Genomic DNA, 16,617 nt, shown 5'->3' with positions numbered 1-16,617 from the left:
CCATGGCCCGTTCTTCCTGGAAGAAGTGCGCTGTTGTGGCGCTCCTCGCATCGGCCTGCAGCTCGGCGCCGGGCAGCCCCGGGACGGGCGGGGCCGGCGGCGCGGGCGCGGGCGGCGCCGGTCCGGCGGGCGCGGGCGGCGCGGGCGCCGGGGGAAGCGGCGGGGCGAGCTCCGTGACGACCGGCGGCGGGGCGGGCGGCGGGGCGGGCGGCGGCGGCGGGGCGGGCGGAGCGCCGGAGTACGCCTGCGCTTCGCTCGGCGACCCGTGCACGACGTGCCTCGCGCTGCGCTGTCAGGAGAGCTATTGCGCGTGCCAGCGGAGCGCGGAGTGCGACGCGCTGGCCAACTGCTTTCTCGGCTGCGCCACGGGAGACGAGCCGTGCCGGCAGACGTGCATGACCGCGCACGAGGCGGGCATCTCTGACGTCTTGCTCGAAGGCGGCTGTGCGGCCGAGCGGTGCGACGCGCAGTGCCCGTCGCGCGCTCCGCTGTCTCCCTGCGGGTCCTGCCTTTACGCGCGGTGCGCCGCCGAGATGAACGCGTGCGTCGCCGACCCGGTGTGCAGGGAGCTGCTCGCGTGCACCGACGCGTGCGCCGCTGACGACGCCGATTGCCCCGGGGTATGCGCCATGGTGTACGAGAGCGGCGCGCCGGCCGCCGCCGAGGTCTTCGCGTGCGAAGGGGCGCAGTGCAGCGTCGATTGTGAGCAGCGGTGAGCCGCCGCGGTCCGCGGCGCGGCGCCGCGGGGGTCGACGCCAAAGGGGAATGGGCCTAACATCGGGCGGTGCCTCTCCGCGGATTGATCGAGCTCGAGCGGAACCCGTACACGGCCGTCTACCACGACCCGGCCCAGCAGCTCGTGTTCCTCAAGCGGTTTTCGCCGCCCTATCCGAGCGTCGGGGAGGTCGAGCAGAACTTCCAGCGCCTGGAGCAGGCGCTCGGGATCATCTCCAGACCGCGCTCTCTCCTGCTCGTGGACGCCCGGGACGCACCGATGCGCAACGACGACCGGTTCGAGGCGACGTTCGTACCGTCTAACACGCGGTTGATGCAGGGGTTCAAGAAGACGGCGGTCCTCCTGAAGAGCGCGATTGGGGTGCTCCAGGTGGAGCGGCTCTCGAAGGGGCAGGTCAGGCCGGTGGGCACCTTCACCCGGCCCGAGGAGGCCCTCCTCCACCTCGGTGTCCGCATCGATCTGACGCAGTTCAGCGGCTCCTAGAGCGGCTTGCCGCCCGTGACGCCGAGCACCTCGCCGTTGATGTAGCTGGCCTCGTTCGAGGCCAGGAACACGAACGCAGGGGCGAGCTCGGCCGGCTGCGCAGGGCGCTGCATCGGGGAGTCCTTGCCGAAGGTGGCCACCTTCTCCTCCGGGAACGACTGCTGGATGAGCGGCGTCCATACGGGGCCGGGCGCCACGGTGTTGACCCGGATGCCGCGCTGGATGAGGTCCTGCGCCAGGCCCTTGCTGAAGGTGACGATCGCCCCCTTCGTGGACGCATAATCGAGGATGGTCGGGCTCGGCTGATACGCCTGGATCGAGGCGACGTTGATGATCGAGCTGCCTTCCTTCATGTGCGGCAGCGCGAGCCGGACGAGGTGGAACATCGCGAGGATGTTCACGCGGAACGTGCGCTCCAGGCGCGCGGCGTCGATGTCCTCGAACCGCTCGACGGCCTTGCCCTGCTCCGCCGCGTTGTTCACCAGGATGTCGATCCGCCCGAACTTGCGCGCCGTCTCCTCGACCACCTTCCGGCAATGGGCCTCGTCGGCCAGATCCCCGGGGATCGTGATCACATCGCGCCCCGCCTCCTTGACGACCCGCGCCGTCTCCTTCGCGTCCTCGTGCTCGCTCAGGTAGGAGAGCGCCACGTGGGCCCCCTCCCGGGCGAAGGCGAGCGCGACGGCGCGACCGATCCCGCTGTCGCCGCCGGTGATCAGCGCGACGCGGTCCTTCAGCCGGCCGAGCCCCTTGTACGACGACTCGCCGTAATCGGGCCTCGGCTCCATCTTGGCCTCGATGCCGGGCCGGTCCTGACTCTTGCCCTCGAAAGGCGGCTTCGGGCCCGCGCCCTTCGGATCCTCGCTCGGTCCAGTGTTCTGCATGGCTCCTCCTGATGCCGTTTCGTGGTGGGAGGCCGATCGCCCTCCCAGCGGTACATGGCAATAAGAACGGCAGGCCAGCCCGACCATCGGTCGCAGCCTGCACTCTGGATCAGAGCTCCCCCTACCCGGCCGCACGAGCGGCCATCACCGCCGGGGCCCCCGCGCGCCGTGACGCGCGCCGTGAAGGGCCTGCCAAGTCAAGGCTTGACAGCGGACAGCTGCTCCTGTGTCGTCGGCCTGCGTTGTTCCGCGGCACACCGCCCGCGCGAAGGCGAAGAGGAGCATCGGTTGCCATGAAACACATCGACGAGAAGCTGCTGGAGTCGGATCTCGAAACCAGGTTCGGGTATCTCATCGAGTTCATCGGCTTTGGACAGGCGGACATCGCCGCGATCCACGGCGCCGCGCCGCACCTCGCCCCGCGGGTCGAGGGGCTCGTCGACGCGGTGTACGAGAAGCTGTTCCTCTACGACGCCACGAAGCGCCACTTCGTGCCGAAGCAGCACGGCTACGAGGGGCAAGCCCCGGTGGACCTCCTGTCGCTCACGCTGGATCACGAGCAGGTCAAATTCCGCAAGAAGCACCTCGCGGACTACCTCGTCCGGCTCGTGACCCATCCCTACGACGTGAAGATGGTCGCCTACCTCGACATGGTGGGGCGGATCCACACGGCCAAGGCTGGCAATCCCGAGCTCGTCGTCCCGCTCGTGCAGATCAACGCGCTCATGGGCTTCGTCGCGGACGCCCTGCTGCAGACGATCCTGTCCCTCGGCCTCGACCGGCAGACCGAGGTGAGCACGCTGCGCGCCTTCAACAAGCTGCTCTGGATCCAGAACGATCTCCTCGCGCGCCACCACGTGCAGGGGGCGTGAACCTGCGAGGTGGAGCGCCATGCGTCGATCCTTCCGGCAACCCGCGCTCGTTCTCCTGCTGTCGTCCATTCCCCTGATCGCCGGCTGCGGCGGCGGCGACGATGACCCCGCGGCCAGCCGCTTCGCCTGGCTCGCCACGCGCGCCGAGCAGGTGCGCGAGCTGTCGTTCGAGCGCGAGGTGCCGGTCCGCACCGTCTCGCGAGACGAGGTCGACGCGGAGGCGGCGCAGGCCGCGGCCGCGATCGCGGAAGAGGCGCTCGCCACGCTCGCCGCCACCTACGGCCGGCTCGGCTACTTCCCGCCGGACATGGACCTGCACGCCACCTTGGGCCAGTCGATGGACCTGTTCGCCGCCTGGTACTCGCCCGAGAACAAGGCGATCTCGCTCATCGGCGAGGTGGACGACCAGGTGCTCATCCACGAGTACGTCCACGGGCTCCAGGACCAGCACTTCGACCTCGGCGGGCTCCTCGAAGCGACGCTGACGAGCGACGCGCACCTCGCGCTGAGGGCGGCGGTCGAGGGCGACGCGATGCTCGCCGAGGTGCGCTTCCTCCTGCAGGAACAGAGCGACGCCGATCTGGACCAGATCAACTGGGCTGTCCTCATCAACGCAGCCCGCTCGGCGGGAGAGCAGATCCTCGAGAAGAACGAGCTCCCCGCCCTGTTCGTCGACTATCCGTCGTTCGCCTACGGGTTCGGGTTCGAGTACTGCGTCCACAACCTCACCGGCGCCAGCGCGGCATCGCCCAGGTCCGACAGGCCGTCCCCGTTCGACTGGTCGCGAGAAGACGCGCTCTTCTCCGATCGCATCCCCGCGACCACCCAGCAGATCCTCACCCTCGACGGCCAGGATCCCGTGGTGCGCGTCGGGCTCGAGGAGGTGCCGCCCGAGCTCGCCGACCGGCTCGATCCGCTCGACTGGGACTCGCTCGGCGAGTGGCTCTCCTACCTGCTCCTGCGCCCGCTCGACGGCGCGCCCGCGCTCGGGGACATGCGCGCGCTCGCCGCGACCTGGGACGGCGATCGCGCCCTGTTCGTGCGCGATCGGCAGACGGACGCGACCGGGACCGCGTGGGCTTCGGCGTGGGACGACCCCGAGGCCGCGGCGGGCATCGAGGCCGCGCTGTGGCAGCTCTACGGCGGCGCGGCGATCGACGAGGGCGAGCCGCGCCTCGGGCGCGCCGAGGACGGCGAGCTCGTCTGGATCGAGCGGCGCGACGAGCGCGTCGTCGCCCTCAAGAACGTCGACGAGGGCCTCATGCCCGCGCTCGCCGAGGCGGCCTTTCCCTCCGGGATCAAGCCGATGCGCCTCAGGCTCCGGACGCGCCCGTCGCTCGCGGCGTGGCTCTCGCGTCGCCTGCCCGGGCTGCCCTGATCTCCGGGCTCAGATGCACAGAGAATCGCAGTCGTGATCCTCCTCGCACGCCGAGATGCAGTCGCCGTCGTCATCGCACGCGGACACGCAGTCGTCGCGCTCCGTCGAGCACGTGGTGATGCAGTCATCGCCGTCCTTGTCGTCGTCCGCATCGACGAAACAGCCAGCCGCCAGAGGAATCGTCGAGACCAGAAGCATAGCGAACATCTTGCGAATCATGGGTTGTCCTCCTTCTTTGTGTGCTGTCCGCATGCGATGCAGGGGACATCGACCACCCAAGCAGGGGACGTACCAATCGCTCTTCTCACGCGACGCACGCGACGCACGCGACGCACGCGACGCACGCGACCCCCCGAGACGCGCGGCGCCGCGTGGGGCGAGCCCGACGCCGGATGTCGCGTCGCCGCCGCCGCCGATGGACGCAGGATGTCATTCGAAGACAAATCGCCACACGGCCGCAGGCCACGGCCGGGCTCGGACTCCCTGCGTCCCGGATTTCCCGTGCATCGGCGCGCGGCGCGCGCTTCGGGAGCGCTGGGCTGAAATGCCACACTCGGCTCGACCGTGGGCGCCTGACATCCGTCCAGGCGCCCACCAGGTCTCCCACGTCGATCCCGGTCAGAGCCGGAGACCGGCAGCGCGGAAGCCTCTCGACAGGAGGCCGCCGCGCTGCCGCTCACCGAACACCGCCGCGCCGGCTCACCCCTCGTCGTCGGGCGTCGGCGGCTTCACCGGCTTCGGCGGCGGCCGGTCCACCGGGTAGCGCCGCAGATCCAGCGTGTACGGCGCGTCGCCGTGGGGGGACGCCGGCTTGCCCGTCACCGGCCAGGGCGTCGGTCCCTCGATCGTGAACCGCTGCGCGCGCCGCGCCGACGCCTCGAACCGCGTGAGCGGCGCGGCGTCGTAGGCGCGGCCCTCCGGGTGCCACACGTGGTAGGCGCACGCGCCGATCGAGCGCTTGGCCCACGTGTCGAGGAGGTCGAGGTGGACCGGGTGGTGGATGCCGAGGTGCGCGTGCAGGCTGTGCGGCGGCGCCCAGGCGCGGAACCGCACGCCGCCCACGAGCTCGCCCGCCGTCCCCGTCGGCCGGAGCGGCAGCACGTGGCCGTTCACGAGCACCGTGTGGCGCTCCGGCGTGAGCCCCCGCACCCGCACCTCGATGCGCTCCATCGACGAGTCCACGTAGCGCGACGTGCCCGTCGTGGTCAGCTCCTCGCCGAGCACGTTCCACGGCTCGATCGCGTTGCGCACCTCCAGCATCACGTCGCCGGCGTGCAGCGTGCCCACCACCGGGCAGCGCAGCTCGATGAACGGGCGGTACGCGTCCGCGGGCAGCGCGAGCCCGCGCTGCTTCAGGTGATCGAGCACGTCCTCGAAGTCGCGCCACAGGTAGTACGGCAGGAGGAAGCGGTCGTGCAGCGCCTGGCCCCAGCGCACGAGCGGGCCCGTGTACGGCTCCTCGGCGAACGAGGCCAGGAGCGTGCGGACGAGCAGCGACTGCGCGACCGCCATCCGGAAGTGCGGCGGCATCTCGAACGCGCGCAGCTCGATGAGCCCCTGCCGGCCGTGCGCCGTCTGCGGATCGAACAGCTTGTCGATGCTCACCTCGGCGCGGTGCGTGTTGCCCGTCATGTCCACGAGCAGGTGGCGGAACAGGAGGTCCGAGAGCCACGGCGGCTCGCCCTCGCGCCGCTCGAACGCGCGCGCGAGCGCGATCTCCAGCTCGTAGAGGGTCTCGTGGCGCGCCTCGTCCACGCGCGGCGCCTGCGACGTCGGGCCGACGAACAGGCCAGCGAACATGTACGAGAGCGACGGGTGGTGCTGGTTGAAGGTGAGCAGGCTCGCCAGCAGATCCGGCCGGCGCAGGAAGGGGCTCGAGCGCGGCGTCGGGCCGCCGAACGTGAGGTGGTGGCCGCCCCCGCTCCCCGCCATGCGCCCGTCGACGAGGTACTTCTCGCAGTGCAGGCCGCTGTGGAGCGACGCGTCGAACACCGTCTCCAGGAGCGACGCGTATTTGCGCACCCCGTCGGTCGGCGGCAGGTTCACCTCGAGCACGCCCGGGTCCGGCGTCACCGAGAAGCGGAGCACGTCCGCGCTGGGCGGCGGCGGGTACCCCTCGAGCAGCACGTCGATGTCCGTCTCCTGGCGGGTCGCGTCGATCGCCGCGATGAGCTCGAAGAAGTCGGCCGGCGCGAGGAGCGGCGGCAGGAAGACGTGGACCGTGCCGTCGCGCGTCTCGACGCAGAGCGCCGTGCGCACCCCGTAGCCCGATCGCCCCGCGGCCGGCGCCGCGCGCTGGGCCTGCGCCTCGCGCTTGCCCTCGTGGGCGTGCCGCTGCGCCGCCCGCGCGCGCGCCGTCTCGGCGTGCTCCGGATCGCCGTCGTCGACCAGCCGCTCGACGCGGCGCTGCTTCTCTTCCTCCTCGTCGGCCTCGGGCTCGCCGCGCCGCGGATCGGGCGGCGACACGAGCTCCTCGAGGGGCGGCGGCGGGGCCACCGCGACGAGCGAGCGGAGCGGCAGGCGCAGGCCGAGGGCGCTGTCGCCCGGGATCAGGAAGAGGTTCCCGCGCCGGAAGCCCCAGCGCTCGCTGATCCACGCCCCCCACTGGCGCGTGAGGGGCAGGACGAAGCCGGCCTCGCTGCCGAGCCCCCGCTCGAGCACCCGCGCGAGGCGCCGCCGCTCCTCGGGGTCGTCGAGGTTCGCCTTGAGCGGGTCGACCTCGGTGGGCAGGCTCGCCTCGTCCTGGAGGTGGCGCCAGGGGTCCTCGTAGGCGGGCAGCAGGAACTCGGTCAGCCCGAGCCGCGTCGCGAGCGCCTCGGCGAACTTCCGCGAGAGCGCGACGTTCTTCCCGCGCGACGAGCGGCTCGGCGCGACCGCGGGGTCCGCGTGGCGCGCCCCGGACATCTCGGTCCAGAGGGGGACGCCGTCGCGCCGGCCGACGATCTCGAGGGCCCAGCGGGGCAGGCTCTCGCCGGGGTAGTGCTTGCCGGCGCGGAGCAGCAGGAGGCCGCCCGGCGTGATCCGGCGCCGGAGCTCGTGCGCGAGCCGGAGCCCCTGCGACCACTTCGTCGCGCCGAGCGCGCCCTCGCGCCACTCCGGCGCGTCCGGGTACTCGCGCGAGTTGAAGGTCGGCTCGCCGCCCATGGTCAGGGTCAGCCCCGCGGCGGCGAGCCGCTCGTCGGCGCGATCCGCCACCGAGAGGAGCTCCTGCCACACGGGCTCTTCGTAGGGCGTCGTGGGCCGCGGCTCGTGGCCGAGGCGCCCGACCTTCATCTCGAAGGTCACGTCGCTCGCGCGCGTGTCGCTCGTGCCCTCGACCGGCGACGCGAGCGCGGGCGAGGCCGTGCAGGCGAGCGGGATGTGGCCTTCGCCGCAGAGCAGGCCGCTCGTGGCGTCGAGGCCGATCCAGCCCGCGCCGGGCAGGAAGACCTCGGCCCACGCGTGCAGGTCGACGACGTCGCGGCTGACGCCGCGCGGCTGGTCGGGGATCATCCCCTCGTCGGTCAGCTGCACGAGGTAGCCGCTCACGAAGCGCGCGGCGAGCCCGCGGGATCTGAGGGCGGCGATGAGCAGCACCGCCGAGTCGCGGCAGCTGCCGCGCCCTTGCGCGAGCGTCTCCTCCGGCGTCCAGATGCCGGCCTCCTCGCGGATGACGTACTTGATGCGCCGGTTCACGGCGGTGTTGAGCGCGACGAGGAGCGTCACGGTGTGGCCCTGCGACGGCAGCCCGGCGAGGAACTCGTCGAACAGCGGGCCGCGCGCGATCGACGGATCGGCGCTGTCGAGGAAGGGGGCGAGGTCCTGCTTGAGCTCGGCCGGATACGCGAACGGGACGTGCTCCGCGCGCTCATCGACGAAGAAGTCGAACGGGTTGACGGGGCGCACGCTGACCGCGAGCTCGACGAGGATGTCGAGGTGCGAGGCGCGCTCCCCCGCGGGCAGGAGCACCCGGGCAACATGGTTGCCGTACGGGTCCTGCTGCCAGTGCGCCGCGATGTGCGGGTCGAGCTTCAGGCTGTACGATTCGATCTTTGCCTTCGCATGCGTCGCGGGCCGCAACCGGATGAGGTGCGGGCCGAGCGAGGCGGGCTGGGGATAGGTGTAACGGGTCCGGTGCTGGATGAGCAGGCGCACGGTGGTTCTCTCCGGGGGTGGCCCTATCCAACCAGAGTTGCCCCCGTTCCGTCTCGCTCTCCGCGACGTGTTCTGGACGCACGGCGCGTTCGTTTCCTGAAGGATTCGGCGAGAATGCGGCGGTGTAGCGACGCGAAGACGCGGGCGTGCAGCGGGCGCGGCGGCGCGGGCGTCCGGAGGCGGCGCGACCGTGCGACGGCGGCGCGGGCGTGCGGCGGCGGCGCGGGCGTGCGACGGCGTCATCGTGCGCGGAGCGGCGGCGCGCGTTGCTGCATCTTTCGCGTTGTCCTGCCGGCCCTGCGGCGCCGCGGCCCACCACCGGCGCCGCGCGCTTGCCGTCCGAGGGCGAAGCGGTGATCATCGCCCGCTGTGTCGGGTTCCGAGACGAAACAGCCCTCGCTGCCCCCGGTCGAGCCGGGGACCGTGCTCGCCGGCAAGTACCGCGTGGAGCGGATCATCGGCCAGGGCGGCATGGGGGTGGTCGTCGAGGCGCGGCACATCGTGCTCGACGAGCGGGTCGCGCTGAAGTTCCTGCTGCCCCAGCTCAGCCAGCACCCGGAGGGGGCGGGCCGCTTCCTGCGCGAGGCGAAGGCGGGCATGCGGGTCAAGAGCGAGCATGTCGCCCGTGTTTCGGACGTCGGCACGCTCGAGAACGGCGCCCCGTACATGGTCATGGAGTTCCTGACCGGGAGCGATCTCGCGCGCCTGCTCCGGGACCACGGCGTGCTCGGCCTGGAGGACGCTGTCGACTACGTCGTCCAGGGCAGCGAGGCGATCGCCGAGGCCCACGGGCTCGGCATCGTGCACCGCGATCTCAAGCCGGCGAACCTGTTCCTGACGACGCGCGTCGACGGCTCGCCGCTCGTCAAGGTGCTCGACTTCGGCATCTCGAAGATGGCGACCGGCGCCGTCGACGTCCTGACGGGCACGGACGCGGCGCTGGGCTCGGCGCTGTACATGTCGCCGGAGCAGATGCGGCAGACGCGCTCGGTGGACCACCGGACCGACATCTATGCGCTCGGCGTCTCGCTCTACGAGCTGCTCGCCGGCCGGCAGCCGTACTACGCGGAGACGCTGCCGCAGCTCTGCGCGGAGGTGCTGACCGGCACCCCGACGCCGCTCCGGGACATGCGCCCCGACGTGCCCGCCCCGCTCGCGACCGTGCTGGAGAAGGCCTATGCCCGCGATCGCGATCAGCGGTACGCGTCGGTCGCCGAGCTCGTCGTGGCGCTCGCCCCGTTCGCGCCCGCGCGCACGTACCCGACGCTCGTCCGGATCGCGCGCATGGGCGGCCTGTCGCTGCACGCCGCGGCCGCCGGCGGGCACCGCGCGTCGCAGCCCTCGTTCTCGGTCGTGGACGCGCGGGCCTCGTCGCCGGCGTTCCGCGAGCCGTCGTGGCCGGGGCTCTCGTCGCCTGCGGCGGCCGGTCAGGCCGCCGCCGCGCCGCCGCAGCACCCCGGGACGCCGCACCCCGACGCGGCGGCGCCGTTCTCGCAGCCGTCGCCAGTCGCCTTTGCGGCGACCCCCTACCCCCACCCGCCGTCGCCCTTCTCGCCGTCGCCGGTCGCCCACGGGACGACGCCGATCCCGCACCCGTCCTCGCCGTTTGCCCGGCCGTCTTCGTCGCCGGCCTTCGGCCCGGGCGCGCCGCCCGGCGATGGCGGCAGGCTGAGCCCGGTGCCGCCCGAAGGTGCCGCGCCGCATCAGCAGATCGTCCCCGGTCCGTACAGCGCGCCGATGAGCTCGCGCGCCGCCGCGACCTTCGCCTCGTCGACCCACCTGGGGATCTCGTCGGATGGACGCCGGATCCCCGGGTTGCCGGCCTCTCCTGCCGTGATCATCGCGATCACGCTGCTCTCGGCGACGCTCGTCCTCGGGGTGCTCGCGGTCAGCGTGTTCATGCTCCGCCGGGGCGACGCGGACGACGCGGGCGGCGCGGCGGCGACGCAGGCGGTGACCGCGAGCGCGACGGAGACCGCCGCGCCTGCGCCGACGCCGACCGCGGAGCGGCCGGTGTCCAACCCCGGGGCGGCGACGCCGGACGGGCCGACGATCCTGCCGACGGGGGCGGCGACGGACACTGCCGCGGCGAGCGCCTCGGCGTCGGCGAGCGCCTCGGCGTCCGCCTTGCCCGCAGCGGTGCCGACGAGGGCGGCGCCTCCGCGTGCGCCGGCGGGGCGCAGCGGGGCGGCCGGCCGCCCCTTGCCACCTCCAGCGACCCAGCGTCCTCCGCAAGGCATCGACCTGAACGATCCGCACTGAGCCCACCCCATGATCTTCTCGAGATTGCATGCGCCCCGCGCGATCCGCCGCGCTCGACTCGTCCTCGCCTCGGTCGTCCTTGCCTCGGCCGCCCTGCTCGCGCCCGCGGGCGCTGCGGCGCAGGGCATGGGCGGCGATCCGACGCTGGCCCAGACGCTGTTCGAGGAGGGGCGCCGCCTGATGGAGGCGAAGTCGTACGCCGAGGCGTGCCCCAAGCTGGCGGAGAGCCAGCGGCTGCGGCCCGGCACGGGCACGCTGCTCAACCTGGCGCTGTGCAACGAGGGGCTCGGCAGGACGGCGACGGCGTGGGGGCAGTTCAAGGAGGCGCTCTTCGCCTCGAAGAAGGAGGGCAACGCCGCGCGCGAGGCGTTCGCGCAGGAGCACATCAACGCGCTGGAGCCGAGGCTCTCGAAGATCCAGCTCGTCGCGGAGGGCACGCCGGGCCTGCTGGTCCGCATCGACGGGTACGACATCCCCGCGGCCGCGCTCGGCACGCCGATCCCGATCGATCCTGGGTCGCACCAGGTCGAGGCGACGGCGAGCGGCTACTCGGTGTGGTCGACGACCGTGCAGGTCGGCGAGAGCGCCGATCTGAAGGCGATCTCCGTCCCGAAGCTCGATCCCGCGCCGCCCGCGAAGACGACCGCCGCGCCGCGGGGTCCGGCGGCGGGCGGCGACGCCGGCGGCGGCGCCGGCGGCGGCGGAGGACTGCGCACCGCGGGCTTCGTGATCGGGGGCGCCGGCGCGGCGGTGCTCGGCGTCGGCGCCGTGTTCGGGATCCTCGCTGCGGGGCAGGCTGGCGACGCGGAGAAGGACGCGGCGCTCTGTCCGGGCAAGCAATGCTCCCCTCTGGGTCGCGCGGAGATCGACGCGGCGGAGACCAAGGCGCTCGTGTCGACGATCGGCATCGGCGTGGGCGTCGCCGCGATCGGCGCGGGGGCGATCCTGGTGCTGACGTCGGGCCGGTCGGGACCGGAGGGCGCGAGCGCCGCCGGTGCGCGGCCGGGGCGCGTGCAGGCGCGCGTGGTGCCGCTCATCGGCCCGGACGGGGGCGGGGTCGGCGTGCTGGGGGCGTTCTAGACTCGACCTGGGCGCTTTTCTTGTGGGGGGCGGCGCGGCCTCAGAGCTCGCCCACCTGGCTGTGCTCGTAGAAATCAACCAGCGCTTGGCCGCTGCGGCTGAGGCCCGCTTGGGCATTGATGTAGGGCACCGCGTCTCGAATCGCCTTCATCGTCAGCTCGATGTTCTTGTGCGTCCCGACCACGAGGGCGGTGTGGTGCTCCACCGCCCGCTCGGGCTGCGTCAAATAGCGAAAGAGCTCCTGAATGCGCGGGATCTGGATGCGGCCGCGCGTGCCGAAGGTGTCGATGCCTTCTTCGCTGACCCGGCCCACCCCGCCGTAGAGGAACACGCTGCCTTCGCGCGCGTTGGTGCAAGGTCTCAGAAAAGCGCAGGTGCCCGCCTTGAGCTCGCCGTCGACCGCGCCCCAGGTGTTCTCCGCGCCGATGTCGGCCTGGGTGGCCAGGATCTCCTGGCGGGTGATGCGGGCGCCGGGGCGCATCACGCTCCTGGCCCAGACGCCGCAGTGGAAGAGATCCACCTCCTCGCGCTCGTCATCGTACATGTTGTTCCAGTCGCCGAGCAGCGGCACGAGCCCGGAAGCGCACTGGAGCATGTACATCCCCATCCAGCCCGCGATGTCGGTCTCGCAGGCGGCGGGGATGAGCTTGTCCGAGAGCATGCTCATGCAGGTGCAGGGCATCACGCCCACCTCTCCACCAATCTGGTACTTCTGCATCTCCGTCCAGCAGCGCACCGCGATGCCGTCGAGGTCATTCTCTTTCACGAAGCGATCGAAGACGACGCCCATCCGGGCGATCGCCTCCAGTGAGGCGCGCGGAACGTCAGTCGCTGCCATGTAGCCGGAGACCGCTTCCAGCTGAGTGGAGAGCTCGCGCGGCGAGACCTTACGCATCTGTCGATCGAGCGCGATAAGCTCCAGGCCGACCGTGCTCAGGCCCATGTGCCCCAGCAGCTCGGTGGAGACGTTGGTGACCGTCTGGAACGCGTCGGGCCCCGAGCCCACCAAACCGAGGCGCACGCCGCGGCCCCGGCGACGGAACTTCGATGCCAGAACGCAGCTCGCGTAGAAGGCGTGAAGATCGTCCGCGAAGGCTGCCGAGCTCACGGCCTCGCAATGCTTGGACGTGAGGGTGTACGGGTAGCCGATGTGGCGGAGCGCGTTGGCGGCCGAAAAGCGCCCGCACGCCCCGTCCCGCCGGCCCTTCTGTCCCATGCGTCCCAGGCCGCGCACGTCAGGCTCGGTGTGCAGCAGCACCGGCACATCGAGGTCGGCCAGCCGCAGAAAGTCCCGAATCCCGTTTTCATCGGAGAAATTGTACATCGAGCAGATGACGCCGATGGCCCCGCCGCCGTCGGGAGTGCGGCGGTACTGCTGGGCGACGCCCGCGGCCGCGCGCGCGTCGGCGTAGGTCTCGACGTTGCCGAGATCGACGTAGCGCACGCGCCCGCCGAGCACATGGCCCACAGCCGATCGGGTGGCCTTCGCTCCGTCCTCCGCAAACTCCGTCGGAAAGAAGCCCCGGTTGCCCATGAAGCCCAGAATCACCGGTTCACTCTGTGTCATCGCTGTCTCCTGGAGCAGGCGAGCTTGAGCCAGAACGGTCTGGTGGATCCGTAGAATCGCTGCCACGGCTCCCTCGCGCGCGGGGGACCGCAAACACCGACCGTGTATTCCGCTTCAAGACTATGCATGTCCGTGCTAGCGTCAACAGCTAATCCGAATTAGCTGAAGGGAGCGCGCGCTTGAACGATCCCCCCGACCCTGACCCCCCGCACGTGCCCGGTCCGCGTCCGATCCGTATGAAGGACATCGCCGAACACCTGGGGTTGTCCCAGACCACGGTGTCTCACGTGCTGACGGGCAAGCATGCGAAATTTCGCATCAGCGCCGCCACGGTGGAGCGGGTCTGGACGCTGGCCCAGAAGCTGGGTTATCGGACCAACGCCATGGCCCAGGCGTTCCGGGAGCAAAAATCGTACGCGATCTCCCTCGCCGTCGAAGATCTGTCGAACCCGATCTGGGCCGGGATCGCCGTCGGCGCCGAGCGCGAGGCCGAGCTCCACGGCTACGCCCTCGTGGTGAGCCACCTGGCCGGCAACGCGGGGCGCCAGCGTCGCGCGTTGCAGCTCGTGCACGAGTCCCGGGTGGATGGGCTCATCGTGTCTCCGGTCTCCGGAGGGGATTGCGATCTCATCGCGGCGCACAAGCAGGGGCTTCCCTTTGTGCAGATCGACCGGGCGGTCCCGGACCTCGACGTGGCGTGCGTGCGCACCGATCACGCCGCCGGTTCGGTGCTGGCGCTCCGCCACCTTCTCCGGCACAAGGATCGGTCGCTCGTCTACATCGGCGGCCCGCTCGACATCCCCACCTACCGACATCGTCTCGACGGGTTCCGGGCGGAGCTGACGCGGAGCGGCGTCACGGCGGCGGCCATCGAGGAGTTGAAGGAGGCCACCCCGGAAGAGGCCGAGACGCGCATGGTCGAGCTTCTCCAGCGGCTGCGTGGACCTCTGGCCGTCTACGCAGCAAATTTCTGCACCACTGTCGGGACCCTGCGGGCCATCCGCGCCGCCGGCCTCTCCGTGCCCGACGAGATCGACGTCGTCGGATTCGATGACATCCTGATGGCCGATCTCTTGCGCTATCCCGTCGCGACCGTCGATCAGGACGTCGGCGCGATAGGACGCGAAGCGGTCCGGCTGCTCCTTGAAATGCTGGCGGGCGGGAAGGTCGCGCGAGAGGTCCTGCTCCCCCCTCGCCTCACCGCGCGAACATCGGACGTGCCGCGCAGCGAAGGGCGAGCTCGCGCGCGGAGCGCCGGCCGCTCACCGGATCCATCTCGGCGATCCAAGAGCGGCGGTCCCGGAAAGAACAAGGACAAGAAGTCCCTTTGAAATTATCGATATTTCGGCCACCTCCGCCTCGTCGTCGTCCGCAGAAATCCTGACGGGATTTCTGACGCACGGAACCAGCGCGGTGCCTGGCCGCGCCGGGTGAAGCGACCCGGAGAAGAGCAGAAAGGCGTCGAGGGCGCTCGGAAGCGGATTTCCGGGCGCTCTGGGCGCCTCGGCGATCTGTCTCCCTCTCTTTCCTTCTTCTCCTCCTGGCGTCCTTGGGGTCTTGGCGGTCAATCTCCCGGGCGCGAGGCCGTATGACGGCCACCGACGCGTCAATCAGGGGGTGTCCTCACGTGACATCCGCGCTGGCGCGCGCTCGCTTTTGAGGCGATGGATGACGCCGGTCCGCCCGTGGAGACCTCCCCTGCCGCCAGGCTGCGCAGCTGCAAGCGCGACGTGCTCGAGCGCTGGACACGCCGGGTGCGCGACGATCCGAGGGCGGCGGCGCAGCGGAACAGGGGTCCGGTGCTCGTCGACGAGGTCCCGAGGCTCTTCGAGCACCTCATCGAGGCGCTCGCGGCGAGCGGGCGCGCCGAGCCCCTCGCCGGTGAGGACGGGGAGCTCCAGAGCGCCTACGCGCGGGTCGAGGGCCACGCGCATCACCACGCCGCGCAGGGCTGCTGCATCGCGGCGGCCCTGCGCGAGCTATCGCACCTCCGGGCTGTGCTCATCGAGGTGTGCGCCGCCGAGGGGATCTCCCTCGGCGTGAGGGAGGCGCAGATCCTCCACGCGGTGGTGGACGCGAGCATGTGGACGAGCGCCCGCGAGATCGAGACAGCGGCGCGCGCCGCGCTCGAGGACAGCGCCGCGCGCCTGCGGCTCGCCACGCAGGCCGGCGGCGTGGGCGTGTGGGATTACGACACCGTGACCGGCAAGCTGCGCTGGGACGACCGCTGCCGGCAGGTGTCCGGGCTGGGTCCGGAGCCGGACGTCGATTACGAGCTCTTCGTCTCGGCGATCCACCCGGACGATCGCGCGCGCGTGCAGGAGGCCGTGCTGCGGTCGCAGGACCCGGAGAGCGGCGGGGAGTACAGCATCGAGTACCGCCTCGTGGGGATCTGCGACCGGATCGAGCGCTGGGTCTGCGTGCAGGGGCGTGCGTTCTTCGACGCCGCGGGGCGCAGCGTCCGGATGATCGGCACGGTGATCGACATCTCGGATCGCAAGCGGGCGGAGGCTGAGCGGATCGACGAGCTCGCGTTTCGCGATCGGTTCCTGGGCGCGCTCAGCCATTATCTGCGCACGCCGCTCACGTCCGTCACGCTGGCGGCCAGCGTGCTGATGCACCACGGCAACGTGACGCCGCGCCAGGCGAGGAGCGTCGAGCGCATCGCGGCGAGCGCCCGCCGCATGGCGCGGACGATCGACGACCTGCTCGACCTGACGCGGAGCCGCTTCGGCGGAAGCATCCCGATCGCGCCGAGCCCGGGGAACCTCCATGTCCTCTGCCAGGGGGCGATCGACGAGCTCAGGGCCATGCAGCACGAGGTGCCGATCCGGCTCGATCTGCAGGGGAGCGGCGCCGGGCTGTGGGATCCCGAGCGGATTGCCCAGATGGTGACGAACCTCGTGCAGAACGCTGTCGACTATGCCGACCCGGGGAGCGCCATCCGCGTGGCGATCCGGCCGCGCGGGGAGGACGTGCAGATCGAGGTGCACAATGAGGGGCCGGCGATCCCGCCGGAGCGGCTGGAGACGCTGTTCGATCCGTGGCAACAGCCGCCCGCGGACGGCCGGTCGAGCACGGGGCGCGGGCTCGGGCTCGGGCTGTTCATCGCGCACCAGATCGCGAAGGCGCACGGCGGGGAGATCGAGGTCGAGAGCAAGGCGGAGCGGGGGACGACGTTCACGGCGCGGCTGCCGCGGAGGGTGGCGGCGGGGTGTTGA

The 16,617-nt window shown here is 71.6% G+C and carries 12 protein-coding genes; 8 read left to right on the top strand and 4 right to left on the bottom strand.

Annotated features, from left to right (window positions below):
• Positions 1-2 precede the first annotated feature (2 nt).
• A complete protein-coding gene (locus tag WME75_RS02010; protein WP_437485855.1) occupies positions 3-716 on the top strand; it encodes a hypothetical protein in 714 nt (237 codons plus the stop codon).
• Positions 717-784: 68 nt separating this feature from the next.
• A complete protein-coding gene (locus tag WME75_RS02005) occupies positions 785-1,219 on the top strand; it encodes a hypothetical protein (protein WP_437485853.1) in 435 nt (144 codons plus the stop codon).
• Here WME75_RS02005 and WME75_RS02000 read toward each other — a convergent pair.
• A complete protein-coding gene (locus WME75_RS02000; RefSeq protein ID WP_437485851.1) occupies positions 1,216-2,103 on the bottom strand; it encodes an SDR family oxidoreductase in 888 nt (295 codons plus the stop codon). The two genes, WME75_RS02005 and WME75_RS02000, sit on opposite strands and share 4 nt — an antisense overlap.
• Before the next feature lie 293 nt (positions 2,104-2,396).
• Here WME75_RS02000 and WME75_RS01995 point away from each other — a divergent pair, with 293 nt between their 5' ends.
• Together WME75_RS01995 and WME75_RS01990 are read left to right on the top strand one after the other, a co-directional pair.
• Entirely contained in the window at positions 2,397-2,975 is a 579-nt protein-coding gene (locus WME75_RS01995; RefSeq protein WP_437485849.1) for a protoglobin family protein, read from the top strand.
• A gap of 19 nt (positions 2,976-2,994) precedes the next feature.
• The gene (locus WME75_RS01990) at positions 2,995-4,353 is read left to right on the top strand and encodes a hypothetical protein (RefSeq protein ID WP_437485847.1); all 1,359 of its coding nucleotides are present in this window, start codon (positions 2,995-2,997) and stop codon (positions 4,351-4,353) included.
• 9 nt (positions 4,354-4,362) lie between these two features.
• Here the strand turns inward: WME75_RS01990 and WME75_RS01985 are convergent, their stop codons facing one another.
• On the bottom strand, positions 4,363-4,572 hold the full coding sequence (locus tag WME75_RS01985) for a hypothetical protein (RefSeq protein WP_437485846.1): 210 nt from the start codon (positions 4,570-4,572) through the stop codon (positions 4,363-4,365).
• Between the two features lie 480 nt (positions 4,573-5,052).
• The gene (locus tag WME75_RS01980; protein ID WP_437485844.1) at positions 5,053-8,487 is read right to left on the bottom strand and encodes a DUF2126 domain-containing protein; all 3,435 of its coding nucleotides are present in this window, start codon (positions 8,485-8,487) and stop codon (positions 5,053-5,055) included.
• Positions 8,488-8,856: 369 nt separating this feature from the next.
• On the opposite strand from WME75_RS01980, the gene WME75_RS01975 reads away from it, so the two are divergent.
• Together WME75_RS01975 and WME75_RS01970 are read left to right on the top strand one after the other, a co-directional pair.
• Positions 8,857-10,749, top strand: coding sequence for a serine/threonine-protein kinase (locus WME75_RS01975; protein WP_437485842.1), 1,893 nt, complete (start codon positions 8,857-8,859; stop codon positions 10,747-10,749).
• Positions 10,750-10,758: 9 nt separating this feature from the next.
• Entirely contained in the window at positions 10,759-11,829 is a 1,071-nt protein-coding gene (locus WME75_RS01970) for a hypothetical protein (protein ID WP_437485840.1), read from the top strand.
• A 40-nt stretch (positions 11,830-11,869) separates the two neighbouring features.
• On the opposite strand, the gene WME75_RS01965 is transcribed toward WME75_RS01970, so the two are convergent.
• Positions 11,870-13,396 (bottom strand): L-fucose/L-arabinose isomerase family protein, encoded by a 1,527-nt coding sequence (locus WME75_RS01965; protein ID WP_437485837.1) that lies wholly within the window; start codon positions 13,394-13,396, stop codon positions 11,870-11,872.
• A gap of 179 nt (positions 13,397-13,575) precedes the next feature.
• Here WME75_RS01965 and WME75_RS01960 point away from each other — a divergent pair, with 179 nt between their 5' ends.
• Positions 13,576-14,727 carry a LacI family DNA-binding transcriptional regulator gene (locus WME75_RS01960; RefSeq protein ID WP_437485835.1) on the top strand — a complete coding sequence of 384 codons (1,152 nt, stop codon included), beginning with the start codon at positions 13,576-13,578 and terminating at the stop codon, positions 14,725-14,727.
• Between the two features lie 333 nt (positions 14,728-15,060).
• Entirely contained in the window at positions 15,061-16,617 is a 1,557-nt protein-coding gene (locus WME75_RS01955) for an ATP-binding protein (RefSeq protein WP_437485827.1), read from the top strand.

The organism is Sorangium sp. So ce1014 (assembly GCF_051521505.1).
GTDB lineage: Bacteria > Myxococcota_A > Polyangia > Polyangiales > Polyangiaceae > Sorangium.
This window is presented reverse-complemented; position numbering and strand designations above follow the sequence as displayed.

Excerpts from the sequence above, each read along its gene's own strand:
- WME75_RS02010 (WP_437485855.1), top strand. The coding sequence starts at position 3 with ATGGCCCGTTCTTCCTGGAAGAAGTGCGCTGTTGTGGCGCTCCTCGCA.
- WME75_RS02000 (WP_437485851.1), bottom strand. The coding sequence starts at position 2,103 with ATGCAGAACACTGGACCGAGCGAGGATCCGAAGGGCGCGGGCCCGAAG.
- WME75_RS01995 (WP_437485849.1), top strand. The coding sequence starts at position 2,397 with ATGAAACACATCGACGAGAAGCTGCTGGAGTCGGATCTCGAAACCAGG.
- WME75_RS01990 (WP_437485847.1), top strand. The coding sequence starts at position 2,995 with ATGCGTCGATCCTTCCGGCAACCCGCGCTCGTTCTCCTGCTGTCGTCC.
- WME75_RS01985 (WP_437485846.1), bottom strand. The coding sequence starts at position 4,572 with ATGATTCGCAAGATGTTCGCTATGCTTCTGGTCTCGACGATTCCTCTG.
- WME75_RS01970 (WP_437485840.1), top strand. The coding sequence starts at position 10,759 with ATGATCTTCTCGAGATTGCATGCGCCCCGCGCGATCCGCCGCGCTCGA.
- WME75_RS01965 (WP_437485837.1), bottom strand. The coding sequence starts at position 13,396 with ATGACACAGAGTGAACCGGTGATTCTGGGCTTCATGGGCAACCGGGGC.
- WME75_RS01955 (WP_437485827.1), top strand. The coding sequence starts at position 15,061 with ATGGATGACGCCGGTCCGCCCGTGGAGACCTCCCCTGCCGCCAGGCTG.